This window comes from Streptomyces melanogenes (assembly GCF_014649795.1).
Lineage (GTDB): Bacteria > Actinomycetota > Actinomycetes > Streptomycetales > Streptomycetaceae > Streptomyces > Streptomyces noboritoensis.
This window is the reverse complement of the sequence record NZ_BMTS01000001.1, coordinates 559,046-572,384: the sequence shown is the minus strand read 5'-3', so window position 1 is coordinate 572,384 and position 13,339 is coordinate 559,046. Positions and strand designations below refer to the sequence as shown.

Below are 13,339 nucleotides of genomic sequence, written 5' to 3'. Positions count from 1 at the left end.
CGAAATGACCGGAAACACCATCTTGCGCCGGGGTACGCGGGCTGCCGTCGCGCCCTGGGGCTACAGGTATTCGTAGACGGGAAGGGTCCAGCCCTGGCGGCAGGTGTGGCCCGAGCCGATGTCACACCCCTCCACCGAGATGCGGTACTGGCCGGGCTGGAGGGTGTTCCAGTACACCGTGCCGTCGTACCGTCCGCAGTCGCCGCTGCCGCCGCCGTGGGCGATGCACTCCTGGTCACCGTTGATGTCCTGGCCGTCACGGCGGATGTTGATGAGCCAGCCGTCGTAGTTGTAGCCGTCGCTCAGGCCCCAGTCGAACCGCAGACCGGCACCCCAGCGCTGGACGGAGGTGACCATGTTGGCGCCCTGGTTCGGGGACCAGACCATCGCGCCCTTCGCGAACCACTGGTACAGCCCGTTCCCGTACTGGAACGCCTCCTGCACCGGACAGCCGAACCCGCCGTCCGCACCATGGTTGTCGTTCCAACGCCGCAGGAACTGGCTCGGCACGTTGTAGGAGCAGGCGGCGGCGCGTTGCGGCGCGGCCGACCCGGCGGCCTGGGCGGCCGGGACGGGGGTGGTGACGGCCACGGCGGCGGCCATCCCGGCCCCCACGGCCAGCATCCGAAGTTTCGCTCGTGACAAGGCGATCCCTGCCTCTCTACGTCGTCGGGCGGAGGTGACCTCACCGTAGTGTCCGGCGGGCCGCCCGGCGATCAGCCGTTCCGGTGAGCGGAACGCTTGGCCGGTTCACGCCGTTGGCGCGATCCATTGACGCGGTCACGCCAGAGCTCTACGGTTCTCCACGTTCACGTCGTAACACAAGGTTCATAGATATGAATTCGCATGGCTGTCAAGACCTCCAAGAGCACTGACCCGGCCCTCGACTCCCCCACTCGACGGGAATCCCTCATGCGCATCCGCACCCTGCTCATATACGTGACCACCGCGACCGCCGCAGGCGGCCTGGCGCTCACCACCCCCACCGCCTCGGCCACCACAGCGAGCACGAGCCCCACCGTCGCCCCCGGCGGCAACTTCGACCTCTCCGTGTGGTCGCTCCAGGAACCGGTGGGCTCCCCCGGCTCGCCGACCACGATCCCGCCGTCCCGGCTCAAGGGGGCCAACGGCTTCCAGGACGCGTACTTCTACACGGACACGCGTGACGGCGCGATGACGTTCTGGGCGCCGGAGAAGGGCGTCACCACGCCCAACTCCCACTACGCCCGCTCCGAGCTGCGCGAGATGAACCGCGACGGCAGCCCCGCGAACTGGTCGCTGAGCGGCACGCACCGGCTCGACGCGACCCTGCGCGTGGTGTCCGTGACGTCGAACGTCTGCGTGGGGCAGATCCACCTCGGCACGGGCGGCTCGTCCACCAAACCGCTGCTGGAGCTGTACTACCGGTCGAGCGGCGACATCGTCCTCGGCACGGAGAACTCCCCCTCGGGCGGCCAGACCCCGCACCCGGTGGGCCATGTCCCGGTCGGCAAGACGTGGAGCTACACGATCGGCGTCTCGGGCGGCCACACCATCGACCTGACGGTCAACGGCACGACCACCCACTACCCGATCCCGTCGTCCTTCAACGGCTACAAGCAGTACTTCAAGGCCGGGTCATACAACCAGTCGTCCTCGGACAGCACCACCAAGGGCGCCCGGGTCGGTTTCTACAAACTCACGGTGTCCCACGGCTGAGCGCACGGGCACCGGTCAGGCCTTCTTGACCACGCTGGACTTGAGCTGCATGGACCCGAAGCCCTCGACCTTGCAGTCGATGTCGTGCCCGTCGACACCGTCGACGAGGCGGATGTTGCGCACCTTGGTGCCCGCCTTGATGCCGGTCGGGCTGCCCTTGACCTTCAGGGTCTTGATCACGGTCACCGTGTCGCCGTCGGCGAGCACATTGCCGACGGCGTCCCTGATCACCCCGGCCTCACCCTCACCCGCATCGGACGTGGTGGCCCCGGGTGACCACTCGTGCCCGCACTCCGGGCAGACCAGCAGCGCGCCCATCTCGTAGGTGTACGCGCCGGAGCACTCGGGGCAGGGGGGAAGGTTGTTCTCGTCCACCGCAGAAGTGTATGCGCGCCAAGGTATGACCTGCGCGCCGGACGCGGACCACCGCCCCACGCCAGGCGTCTACCCTCGGCAGTCGCCCAACACCTCCGCCAGCTTCGTGCGCTCCCCCGTCGTCACCCGCAGGCCGTAGTAGTCCTTCACCCCGATCCAGGCGCGGCTGTACGTGCACTCGTACCCCTTGGGCAGCCACTTGTCCGGGCCCTTGTCGCCCTTGTCGCGGTTGCTCCAGGTGGAGACCGCGATGAGCTGCGGCGAGCCGCTGAGGTCGTTGGCGAACGCGCGGCGCTTGTACTCGGGCCAGTCCCGGGCGCCCGAACCCCATGCGGCCCTGAGCGGCACGACGTGGTCGATGTCGACGCGCAGGGGGTTGGTGACCGTCAGGTCGTCGTAGGCGCTGCGCCAGCGGCCGCCCACCACCTTGCAGCCGTCCTTCAACGTGGCGGGGATGTCGGAGAGGGCCTTCAGGGCGAGTTCGCGCGTGGAACACTTGTCGACTCCGTGCAGGACCCAGCAGCTCTTGCCGCCGAAGTCGGTCCGCTTGAACCCCTTGCTGTCGAACGTGCCGACCTCCAGCTCGGAGAGCATGCGCTTGGCGTCGTCCAGGTCGGGGATGTTCTTGGGCCACTTGACCGCGGCGGGCGGCAGGCCGGCGGGGAGCGGAGCCGGGACGAACGCGGCGGTGCCGGGCTCGTGCACTGCCCCCTGGCCCGAGTCGGTCGACGGCAGCCGGTCCTCCTCCGGGCCTTCGCAGTCGAGCTCGTCGAAGTTGAGCGCCGCGCTCTGCGGCTGGTCGGCCGCGGGCCGCGTGGGCGGGGACGCGGCCTGGGCGGCCACGGGGAGCAACGCTGCCGGAAGCGCCGCGACGAGGAGGGCGGAGGTGAGGGCCGGTCGCCTGTACGAGCGCATGGGGATCTCCTTCGGTGGCATGGCGTCCTTGTGCTGACGCACCTTCTTGAGGAGTTGACCGCCCCCGGCCACACCGACCAGTTTTTCTGACTTTTCCCCCGTTCGGCCCCCACCTCGGCCGGCACCTCAGTGGTCGACCGCGACCACGATCTTGCCCACCTGGCCACCCGCCTCCATGTAGCGGTGGGCCTCGACGATCTCGTCGAGCCCGAACACGCGGTCCACGGTGGGCGCGAACGCACCGCTGCGCAGACCGGAGGTCACGAAGGCCTCCGCCCGGCGCAGCCGCTCGGGGTCGGTGGTCGTCTCCAGGGCGGTGTAGGTGCGCATGTTCAGCGCCGGCATACCGAGTTCGAACCCGGGGTACGGGGTCACCTCGCCGCTCAGCGCCCCGTACTCGATGAGCGTGCCGCCGGGGGCGACCACCCTGGCGAGGTCCAGCACACCGGGCCCCGCGACGGCGTCGAAGACGAACTCGGCGCCCCGGCCCGCCGTCAGGTCCAGTATGCGCTGGACGACATCCTCCTCGCCGGTGGCGATCACCTCGGCCGCCCCGGCCTTGAGCAGCGCGTCCCGCTTGGCGCCGGTCCGGGTGGTCGCTATGGGCACCGCCCCGACGCGGTGGGCTACCTGGATCGCGGCCAGGCCCACGCTGCTGGACGCGGCGGTGAGCACGACCGTGTCCCCGGCCCGCATCCCGCCGACCTCCACCAGCGCCCCGTACGCGGTGAGATACGGCATCCACACCGCCGCGCCGCCGACCGCGTCCAGCGAGGTGGGCCGGTGCACCACCGCGGCCGCCGGGACGATCGCGCGCTCGGCGTAGACCCCGTACGCGTTCATCGAGAACGCGGGCACCACGCTGACCGCCTGGCCGGGCTCGAAGCCGGTCACCCCGGCACCGACGACCTCGACCACTCCCGCCGCCTCGGCACCGAGCCTGGCGGGGAACTCCTTGACCTGCTCGATGTAGTTGCCGCTGCGGAACAGCGCCTCGGCACGGTTGATGCCGATCGCCTCCACCCGGATCAGCAGTTCACCGGGCCTGGGCGCGCCGACCTCCACGTCCTCGAGCCGCAGCACCTCGGGTCCTCCGAGCTCATGGAACCGCACCGTCCTGGCCATCGGGCCTCCCCCTTCTACGAGTTGACGGCGGTGCGACGACCGCGCCGCCGGGGCTCAGCCAAACAGGAAGTACGATCACTGTCAAACTTTGATGGCGACCGTACTTCGATGGGGGTCATACTTCGATGCGTGTCGTACGATGTGCCCCGGAGGTCGGCAGTCGATGGCAGCAGCGAGGCAGAGCGAGCGAGGGCGCATCCCGCCCCACCCGGACGTCCGGGCGATCAGCACCCAGCAGGTGCTCGAAGCCCTGGTCGACCCCGTGCGCCGGCACATCGTCGGCGAGCTCCACGCGGCCCGCGAGGACCTCAGCTGCGGCACGATCGAACTGCCGGTCAGCAAGTCCACGGCCACCCACCACTTCCACGTGCTGCGCGAGGCCGGACTCATCCGCCAGTACTACGTGGGCACCTCCCGCATGAACGCCCTGCGCCGCGAGGAGTTCGACGAGGTCTTCCCCGGGCTGCTGCGCGCACTGGTGACCGGGCACGCGAGGGAGTCCGACGCGCGGCGGGAGGCGTAGCCCGGGGCCCGCTGGTGCCGCTCACCGCACCGCCACCGGTGACGAGCCGCCCGGTGCCAGCAGGCGGGGCTCGCCCGTGCCGTCCGCCGGGACCGACCAGATGTCGCTTGCTCGTCCATCGCGTCCCGGCAGCGCGTAGCCGACAGTCGAGTCGTCCAGCCAGGCGGCCTGGTCGTCGACGCTGTGCGGCTCGGCGAGCGGGTGCTCGCGCATCCCGGCCAGGTCGAGTACGTACAGCCGCCAGGGGGCCCGAGGGTCGCCGGAGACCTTCTTCTTGAAGGCGATCCGGGTGTTGTCCGGCGACAGCGACGGGCATTCGACGTTCTCGCGCAGCGCCTTCGCCGACCAGTTCCGCAGGTCGCCCTCGACGAGGTGGGTGCGGCCCCGGGTGGAGACGGTGGCGTAGAAGCGGTTGTCGTCGCGGGCGAAGGTGACGCCCCAGTAGTTGACGTCCGGTGCGTGGTGGCGGGCGCCGCCGATCGTCAGCGGGATGTCTTCGATCGACTTGATCAGATAGCCGGTGCGCAGGTCCAGGACCGAGGTCCGGGTGGAGAAGCCGGAGGTGGCGTACGAGTCACCGACAGCGAACGCCGTCCAGGACAGCAGGTTCCCGGAGGCGGAGACGCGGGCCCGGTTGGGGATGCCGGGGACGGTCACGCCGCGCACCTCGCGCAGCCGCCGGTCCAGGACGAGGGCCCGGGTGCGGGCGGGCAGGCCCGGCAGTTTCCGCAGGCACAGGGCGCGCTCCCCCGCCGCGTAGAACCGGTCGCAGGAAGGGCCGTCGGTGACGCGCGGCGCGCCTCGTGCGGGCAGGCGCGCGACCCGGCCGGTGGCCGAGTCCCGGAAGTACAGTCCTGGCTCGTCGAGGGTGAACGAGCCGTCGGCAGCGGCCTGTTGGGGCGGGCGTTCGCGGTGGCGGGCGTGCAGGACGTAACCGAGGGAGCCGCCCGCCAGCAGGAGCACGGCGATCACGACGGCGGCGAGCCGCAGGGGACCGGCCTTCATGACGCCTCCCGGGCGGGTGCGGGCAGGACGCGCCAGGCGGCCGCGAGCGCACCGGTCAGCGCGATCCCCGCCAGCCACAGGGCGGGCCGCTGCCCCCAGAGCGTCCACGCCGCCCCGAACCCGGCCGCGCCCAGCAGTCGGGCCAGCGCCTGACCGGTCTGGAGCACCGCGAGCCCGCCCGCTCGCCCGCGCACGGGCAGCAGCGGCCCGGCGAGCGCCATCAGCACCCCGTCCGTGGCGGCGTAGAAGATGCCGAGCAGGGCCAGTACGGCCACGGCGGTCGGCCAGGCGATCGGGGCGAGCAGCAGGGCGTACGCGCCGAGCAGGGCCGCGTGCCCGAGCAGGAACGGCAGCCGCCGCCCCATCCGGTCGGCGATCCGGCCCACCGGAACGGCGAGCAGCAGATAGCCCGCGGCCGGGCCGAGCGGCAGCAGCGGGAACAGGGCGGTCGGCAGGTCGAGGCCGCGCTGGAGCAGCAGATAGAGGAAGGAGTCGCCGATCGTGGCGGCGCCGAGCAGGGCGGTCGCGTAGAGGATGCGGCGGAAGACGGGGTCGCGAAGTGCTGTGCGGGGGCGGGCCGTTACGGGCATGGGCACCGTCCCGGATCCCGCCGGGACGTACACCGCCAGCAGCAGCACACCCATCAGCCCGACGCAGAAGCTGACGACGAACACCGCGTCGTAGGCGTCGGCGGTGGCCTGGAGCACGGCGAACGCGGCGAGCGGGCCGAGGAGCGCCCCCGTGGTGTCCATGGCGCGGTGCACGCCGAAGGAGCGGCCGAGCGTCTCCGGCGGGCCGCTGAGCGAGATGAGGGCGTCGCGCGGGGCGGTGCGGATGCCCTTGCCGAGCCGGTCGGCGGCGAGCGCGGTGGCGATGCCCGCGGTGGCGCCTCCGGCGAGGAGCAGCCCGAGCCGGGAGAGGGCGGAGAGCAGATAACCGGCCCCGGCGACCCGCTTGTGACGGCCCCCGCGGTCGGCGAGCCGGCCGCCGAGCAGCCGTACGAGCGCGGTGGCTCCGTTGAACATGCCGTCCAGGAAGCCGAACTGGAGCGGCGAGAGGCCGAGGCCCAGGACGAGGTAGAGCGGCAGTACCGCCGTGACCATCTCGGACGAGACGTCGGTGACGAGGCTGACCGCGCCGAGCGCGAGGACGGTGCCGGGGACGCGCCGCCCCACCCCGGAGGTGCGGGGCGGCGCGTCCGTACGGCCGGTGGTGGCCAGGTACATCAGTGGCAGCCGTACTTCGGGCTGGTGTCCTTGACCTGCCCGTCCGTACCGACGTAGGTCCATCCGTAGCCGGAGTCGGTGAACTCCAGCTTCAGCACGCCGTACTGGCCGCTGATCCGCTTCTGGCTGTTGGGCTGGACCTGCTCGATGGGGTACGGCTCGGCGCCGCCCATGCCGCCGACGATCTCCACGATCCCGTCCGCGGTCGCCTTGCCGTCGGGGTCCTGCGGGGCGAACCGCTCGTAGTGGTGGTCGTGACCGTTGAGGACGAGGTCCGCCTTCGCGCCGTACAGGATCTTCCACACGGGCTTGGAGACCGGGTCGTTGCCGTGACCGCCGGAGGAGTAGAGCGGGTGGTGCCAGTAGGCGGCTATGCACTGCTTGCCGTTGGCGGCGAGGTCGGCCTTGAGCCAGTCGATCTGGGCGGCCTTGTCGAAGGAGTTGGAGTCGAGGGCGATGAAGTGCCAGTTGCCCTCGTCGTAGCTGTAGTAGCTCTTGCCCTGCGGGTAGGCGATGTTCCCGAAGTAGGCCTTGTACCCGGCGAGGGCTCCGGCCGGGTCGTACGTCTCGTGGTTGCCCGGGACCGGACGCGTCTTGGCCTTGAAGGCGCCCCACGTCTTGTCGTAGTAGGCGCGGAAGTCGGCGATCCGGGCGTCGTCGTACTGGTTGTCGCCCATCGTCAGATAGAACTTCGGATCGATCTGCCGGGCGAGCGCGGCGGTCTTGGGGTGCGCGCAGCCGCTGTCGGCGGCGGTGCACTGGGCGGCGATGTCACCGGCCGCGACCACGGTGAAGCCCTTGCCGGGCGGCGGGCCGCCGTCGAGGGTGCCGTACACCTCGGCCTCGTACAGCGAGTAGCCGTACGAAGTGCCGCGCGCGGTGCCGTAGATACGCAGGTACCTGCCCTTGCCGGTGACCCCGTTCCAGTCGTCGGTGCCGCCGTTGCCCGCCTTCTCCTCGGCGAGCGCGGTCCAGGACGCCCCGTCCTGCGACACCTCGACGCGGTACGCCTTGGCGTAGGCGGCTTCCCAACTGAGCTTGACCCGGCTGATGGTGGCGGTTGCGCCGAGGTCGACGCGGATCCACTGCGGGTCCTTGCCCTCGGCGCTGGCCCAGCGGGTGGCGGTGTCCCCGTCGAAGGCGTTCGCGGCGCCGAGCGAGGACGTCTCGGCAGAGGAGGCGGTTGCGGGTTTCCCGAGCGAGATGAGGGGATCGGCGGCGGCCCCGGCCCGCCCGGGCCAGGCGAGCAGCAACCCGCCGAGGAGCGCGAGGACGACGAGGAGAACGCGGTTTCTGCCGCGTGGGAGGGAGAGTCGAGCTGAGGTGTTCAGGCGCATACCTGGACTCCGTGGGGGTGGGGAACGGCGAGAGCTGGACACCGGGACGCGACCCCGCCCCTGCCCGGCGCGGGCAGGGCACAGCGCCACGGCAGCCGGGTCAGAGCTCTCGCTGAGCGCGTCATGCCCACGGGAATGGGGCACCGCGCCAAGCCGCCGCCGGGGAGCGTAGCGGACTGGAAGGTTTCCTACCAGTGGTCCGGCGTCGGCTCCCGGATCCCTCATCGCACGACAGCGAGCACCAGCGAACCCACCGCCAACGCCGCATACGCGCCCGGGAACCCGATGTTGCGGAACACCCCGGCGCGTACGTGGGCCGCGAGGGCGCCCGCGTAGCCGCCAACGAGGCCACGCAGCACATCGTCGCCGCGTTCGCCCGCCGCCGGCCGGGCCGGCGGGCCGAGTTGCGGCAGGCCGCGTGGTCGAACCCGACCGCCGGGCTCGCCACCGGGGACGTCGACGCCGCGCTGCCGCGGGTGCCGTTCCCCGGCCAAGAGGCGTTGCGGGTGGAGGTGTTGTTCAACGAGCCCCGGTGGGTCGCGCTGTCCTCCGGTCACCCGCTGGCTGTACACGAAGAGGTCGCGTTCCGCGACCTGTGGGACGAGCCGTTTGTCGCCGCCGCGGCCGAATCCGGTCGGTGGCGCGATTATTGGCTGGCCACCGACGAGCGCGAGGGCCACCCGGTCCGCGTCGGCGCCGTCGCCGTCGCCGATCAGCCCGACGAGTGGCTCGGCGCGATCGCCAACGGCTACGGCGTCGCCCTGGCTCCCGCGTCCGCCGCCCGCTTCTACGCCCGCCCGGGCGTCACCTACCGGCTGGTCAAAGGGGTGAGCCCGAGCCGCGTCGCGGTGGCCCGGGCGCCCGCCGACGACGCCGATCCGGTCGTCCGGGACTTCGTCCGCTGCTGCCGGGAGAGCGTTCGGGAGGACGGGCCCAACACGGCCGGATAGCGCGGTACCACGAGCCGTGGCCGGGTCCTACCGTGCCCTCGCTGGCCAATTCCCATCGAAGGGAGACTGACCCATGAGGGACCAGAGGCGGCTGCGGTGGTCGCGTGTGCGACGATGGACGGCCGCCTGCACCGTGACCCTGTTACTGGGCTCGTTCGCCAACGTCGCGTCGGCCGACCCCGCGCCGGACCACCCGGCGTCCCACCCCGCGGCCAAGGCGGCCTCGTTCGACTTCGACCACGGCAACGCCGCGCTCGAAGTGGTCTACCCGGCGCTCCAGGCGCAGGAGCGGTCCGTCATCTCGAAGGACGGCTCCGACATCACCCTGATCGTGGACTACGGCATGCTCCTGGAGACCTCCTGGTTCGACTCCATCGCGCCGTACCACCGCAGCGCGGTCGGCATCTATTCGAACCTCGGCCGTCGTCCCGTCGCCGAACGCACCAACCGCAACAAGAACACCGCCCTTCTCTACACCTCGTACCGCATCTTCAACGCCCGTATCCCGCAGGCCGCGGCGGCCTGGCGGGAGATGATGGCCTCGGTCGGCCTCGACCCGGACGACCGCCAGGAGAACACCCGGACCGCCGCCGGCATCGGCAACCTGGCCGCCCGGCATGTCCTGGAGGCCCGGTGGCACGACGGCATGAACCGCTACGGCGACGAGGGCGGACGCCGGCAGGCGCCGTACGCGGACTACACCGGCTACCAGCCGGTCAACACGGCGTACGAACTCCGCGACCCCTCGCACTGGCAGCCGGCCATCGTCCCCCACGACGACGGCACCTTCGAGATCCAGAAGTTCATCACCCCGCAGATGCGTCTCACCACCCCGTTCACGTACAAGGATCCGGCGCGCTTCCACATCCCCCCGCCGGTCAACAGCAACTACCACAACCGGCGCGGCTACAAGCAGCAGGCCGATGAAGTCCTCGCCGCGTCGGCGGCGTTGACCGACTACAAGAAGATGGCCACCGAATTCTTCGGCGACAAGTTCATGGCCCTCGCGGAGGCACCCGGCGTCGCCGTGATCCAGGACGCGCACCTGGACGTCGAGGGGTTCGTGCAGTTCATCGCGACCATCGAGATCGCCATCTTCGACAGCACCATCGCGGTGTGGCAGCAGAAGGCGAACTACGACTCCGTACGGCCGTTCAGCGCGATCCGGTACCTGTACGGCGACACACCGCTGACCGCCTGGGGCGGCCCGGGCAAGGGCACGGTCCACGACATCACCGGCAACGAGTGGCGCAGCTATCTGCCCGTCACCAACCACCCCGAGTACCCGTCCGGCTCCACCGCGGCCTGCTATGCGTACGCGCAGGCGGCGCGGCTCTTCCTCGGCAGCGACAAGGTGCACATCGCGATCCCGCGCAAGGCGGGCTCGTCGGTGATCGAGCCGGGTGTCACCCCGGCGAAGGCCCTCACGCTGACGTACGACTCCTGGACGGACTTCGCCACGACCTGCGGCAAGACCAGGGTCTGGGCCGGGGTCCACTTCCCGTCGGCCGTCAAGGCCTCAGCGGGCTTCGGCCCGCAGTTCGGGCAGCGCTCGTACGAGTTCGTACAGCGCCACATCCACCCGGACAGCGCGAAGTAGCGCACGCACCCGTCGGCACCGCCCCCTTCGCGGAGCGGTGCCGATGGGCTTCTCGTGCCGACGGACTTCTCGTGCCGATCAGGCGTACTGGCCCGGCTGGTAGTCGCCCGCGGGCTGCCGGATGATGACGTTCGCCCGGTTGAAGGCGTTGATCAGGGAGATGGAACACACCAGCGTGGCGAGCTCCTCCTCGTCGAAGTGCTCGGCGGCCCTCGCCCACGTCTCGTCCGATACGCCGCCCGCCCCGTCGGCGATGCGGGTGGCTTCCTCCGTCAGCTCCAGGGCGGCGCGCTCGGCCTCGGTGAACACCGTGGCCTCCCGCCAGGCGGCGACCAGGTTGAGGCGCGTCTGCGTCTCCCCGGCGTGCGCGGCGTCCTTGGTGTGCATGTCGGTGCAGAATCCGCAGCCGTTGATCTGACTGGCACGCAGCTTCACCAGCTCCTGCGTCGCGCCCGGCAGCGTGGAGTCCGCGAGCACCCGGCCCGCGGCGACGAGGTGCTTCCCGAACTTGGCCGCGATCGGGCTGGTGAAGAGGTTCAGCCTGGCTTCCATCGTGTACTCCTTGGAGGTTGTTCGCTGTCACCCGTATGACAAGGCAGCTCCTCCAGCCGTGACACCCGCGGATGTGACGTGCGTCTCGCTCGCGGTGACGGTCGCCGGGCCGCCTCGTCAGCCCCGTTCCGCGTGCGCGCCCCCGGGCCGGGCGAACTGGGTGCGGTACAGCTCCTGGTAGCGGCCGTCGAGCGCCAGCAGCTCGTCGTGGGTGCCGCGTTCCACGATGCGGCCGCTCTCCACCACGAGGATGAGGTCGGCGGACCGTACCGTGGAGAGCCGGTGGGCGATCACCACGGCGGTGCGGCCCTCCAGCGCCTCGCCGAGGGCCTCCTGGACGGCCGCCTCGGAGGTGTTGTCGAGGTGGGCGGTCGCCTCGTCGAGGATGACGACGCGCTGGCGGGCCAGGAGCAGGCGGGCGATGGTCAGGCGCTGGCGCTCGCCGCCGGAGAGCCGGTAGCCGCGCTCGCCGACGACGGTGTCGAGGCCGTCCGGCAGGGAGGCGACCAAGCCGTCCAGACGGGCCCGGCGCAGGGCGTCCCAGAGCTCCTCCTCGTCGGCGTCCGGGCGGGCGAGCAGCAGGTTGGCGCGGACGGACTCGTGGAAGAGGTGGCCGTCCTGGGTGACCATGCCGATCGTGTCGCGGATCGAGTCGGCGGTCAGGTCGCGTACGTCGACGCCGCCGAGGCGTACCGCGCCCTCGTCCGCGTCGTAGAGCCGGGGCAGCAGCTGGGCGACCGTCGACTTGCCCGCGCCCGAGGAGCCGACGAGGGCCACCATCTGGCCGGGTTCGGCGCGGAAGGAGACGCCGTGGAGCACTTCGGCGCCGCCCCGGGTGTCGAGGCTGGAGACCTCTTCGAGGGAGGCGAGGGAGACCTTCTCGGCGGAGGGGTAGCCGAATCGCACGTCGTCGAACTCGACGGAGACCGGCCCGTCCGGCACCGGCTTGGCTTGCGGCTTCTCGGCGATGAGCGGCTTCAGGTCGAGGATCTCGAAGACCCGCTCGAAGCTGACGAGGGCGCTCATGACCTCGACGCGCGCCCCGGCGAGCGCGGTGAGCGGCGCGTACAGGCGCGTGAGCAGGAGGGCCAGGGAGACGACCGCGCCCGCTTCCAGCTTGTCGTGCAGGGCGTAGTAGCCGCCGAGGCCGTAGACGAGGGCGAGCGCGAGGGCCGAGACGAGGGTGAGGGCGGTGATGAACGCGGACTGCGCCATCGCCGTACGGACGCCGATGTCGCGGACCCGGGCGGCCCGGGCGGCGAATTCGGCGGACTCGTCGGCGGGCCGTCCGAACAGCTTGACCAGGGTCGCGCCGGGCGCCGAGAACCGCTCGGTCATCCGAGTGCCCATCGCCGCGTTGTGCTCGGCGGCCTCCCGCTGGAGCCGCGCCATCCTGGTGCCCATGCGGCGGGCGGGCAGCACGAACACGGGCAGCAGGACCAGCGCGAGCAGGGTGATCTGCCAGGAGATGCCGAGCATCACGGCGAGGGTGAGCAGCAGTGTGACGAGGTTGCTGACCACGCCGGAGAGGGTGTTGCTGAACGCCCGCTGGGCGCCGATCACGTCGTTGTTGAGGCGGCTGACCAGCGCGCCGGTGCGGGTCCGGGTGAAGAAGGCGACCGGCATGCGCTGGACGTGGTCGAAGACCGCGGTGCGCAGGTCGAGGATGAGCCCTTCGCCGAGCGTCGACGACAGCCATCGGCCGACCAGCCCCAGGGCCGCCTCGGCGAGGGCGATCGCGGCGATGAGCAGGGCCAGCCGGGTGACGGTCCCCGTCTCCTCGCCGCCGACGATCGCGTTGACGACGCGTCCGGCGAGGAGCGGGGTGGCCACCGCGAGGAGTGCTGTGGCGATGCTCAGCAGGAGGAACAGGGCGATGCGGCGGCGGTGGGGCCGCGCGAACACAGCGATGCGCCGCAGGGTGGCTCGGTTGAACGGACGTCGGTCCTGCTGCGCGGTGATGACGTTGTGGAGCTGTGTCCACGCGGTGGCTTCCATACTCATACGAGGAACGTACGACCTCTAGTTAAGTT

General features: G+C 71.1%; 12 protein-coding genes and 1 pseudogene. 4 read left to right on the top strand and 9 right to left on the bottom strand.

Features of this window, described 5'->3' with window-relative positions; all coding sequences use genetic code 11:
- Window positions 1-60: 60 nt before the first annotated feature.
- A complete protein-coding gene (locus IE252_RS02570) occupies window positions 61-624 on the bottom strand; it encodes a hypothetical protein (RefSeq protein WP_229847870.1) in 564 nt (187 codons plus the stop codon).
- 288 nt (window positions 625-912) lie between these two features.
- Between IE252_RS02570 and IE252_RS02565 the strand changes: the two genes are divergently transcribed.
- On the top strand, window positions 913-1,698 hold the full coding sequence (locus IE252_RS02565; protein WP_190087553.1) for a polysaccharide lyase family 7 protein: 786 nt from the start codon (window positions 913-915) through the stop codon (window positions 1,696-1,698).
- Window positions 1,699-1,713: 15 nt separating this feature from the next.
- Here IE252_RS02565 and IE252_RS02560 read toward each other — a convergent pair whose 3' ends face one another.
- The 3 genes from IE252_RS02560 to IE252_RS02550 form a co-directional block, all read right to left on the bottom strand.
- The gene (locus IE252_RS02560; protein WP_190087552.1) at window positions 1,714-2,073 is read right to left on the bottom strand and encodes a zinc ribbon domain-containing protein YjdM; all 360 of its coding nucleotides are present in this window, start codon (window positions 2,071-2,073) and stop codon (window positions 1,714-1,716) included.
- A 69-nt stretch (window positions 2,074-2,142) separates the two neighbouring features.
- Window positions 2,143-2,988, bottom strand: coding sequence for an HNH endonuclease family protein (locus IE252_RS02555; protein WP_190087551.1), 846 nt, complete (start codon window positions 2,986-2,988; stop codon window positions 2,143-2,145).
- Between the two features lie 126 nt (window positions 2,989-3,114).
- Window positions 3,115-4,113, bottom strand: a complete 999-nt coding sequence (locus IE252_RS02550; RefSeq protein ID WP_190087550.1) for a zinc-dependent alcohol dehydrogenase family protein — start codon at window positions 4,111-4,113, stop codon at window positions 3,115-3,117.
- A gap of 163 nt (window positions 4,114-4,276) precedes the next feature.
- On the opposite strand from IE252_RS02550, the gene IE252_RS02545 reads away from it, so the two are divergent.
- Window positions 4,277-4,636, top strand: coding sequence for an ArsR/SmtB family transcription factor (locus tag IE252_RS02545; RefSeq protein ID WP_190087549.1), 360 nt, complete (start codon window positions 4,277-4,279; stop codon window positions 4,634-4,636).
- A 21-nt stretch (window positions 4,637-4,657) separates the two neighbouring features.
- On the opposite strand, the gene IE252_RS02540 is transcribed toward IE252_RS02545, so the two are convergent.
- From IE252_RS02540 to IE252_RS02530, 3 genes are read right to left on the bottom strand one after another with little or no spacing between them, the layout of a single operon-like run.
- Window positions 4,658-5,641 (bottom strand): TolB family protein, encoded by a 984-nt coding sequence (locus IE252_RS02540; protein WP_190087548.1) that lies wholly within the window; start codon window positions 5,639-5,641, stop codon window positions 4,658-4,660.
- On the bottom strand, window positions 5,638-6,867 hold the full coding sequence (locus IE252_RS02535; protein WP_190087547.1) for an MFS transporter: 1,230 nt from the start codon (window positions 6,865-6,867) through the stop codon (window positions 5,638-5,640). The genes IE252_RS02540 and IE252_RS02535 overlap by 4 nt, the downstream gene beginning before the upstream one ends.
- On the bottom strand, window positions 6,867-8,204 hold the full coding sequence (locus tag IE252_RS02530) for a discoidin domain-containing protein (protein WP_190087546.1): 1,338 nt from the start codon (window positions 8,202-8,204) through the stop codon (window positions 6,867-6,869). The genes IE252_RS02535 and IE252_RS02530 overlap by 1 nt, the downstream gene beginning before the upstream one ends.
- Before the next feature lie 335 nt (window positions 8,205-8,539).
- Between IE252_RS02530 and IE252_RS02525 the strand changes: the two are divergent.
- Together IE252_RS02525 and IE252_RS02520 are read left to right on the top strand one after the other, a co-directional pair.
- Window positions 8,540-9,154, top strand: a pseudogene (locus IE252_RS02525) (LysR family substrate-binding domain-containing protein); the annotation flags it as partial.
- Between the two features lie 73 nt (window positions 9,155-9,227).
- Window positions 9,228-10,754, top strand: coding sequence for a DUF6851 domain-containing protein (locus IE252_RS02520; protein WP_229847868.1), 1,527 nt, complete (start codon window positions 9,228-9,230; stop codon window positions 10,752-10,754).
- A 78-nt stretch (window positions 10,755-10,832) separates the two neighbouring features.
- Here the strand turns inward: IE252_RS02520 and IE252_RS02515 are convergent, their stop codons facing one another.
- Together IE252_RS02515 and IE252_RS02510 are read right to left on the bottom strand one after the other, a co-directional pair.
- Window positions 10,833-11,306 (bottom strand): carboxymuconolactone decarboxylase family protein, encoded by a 474-nt coding sequence (locus IE252_RS02515; protein ID WP_190087544.1) that lies wholly within the window; start codon window positions 11,304-11,306, stop codon window positions 10,833-10,835.
- Window positions 11,307-11,423: 117 nt separating this feature from the next.
- The gene (locus tag IE252_RS02510; protein WP_190087543.1) at window positions 11,424-13,310 is read right to left on the bottom strand and encodes an ABC transporter ATP-binding protein; all 1,887 of its coding nucleotides are present in this window, start codon (window positions 13,308-13,310) and stop codon (window positions 11,424-11,426) included.
- Between the last annotated feature and the right edge of the window lie 29 nt (window positions 13,311-13,339).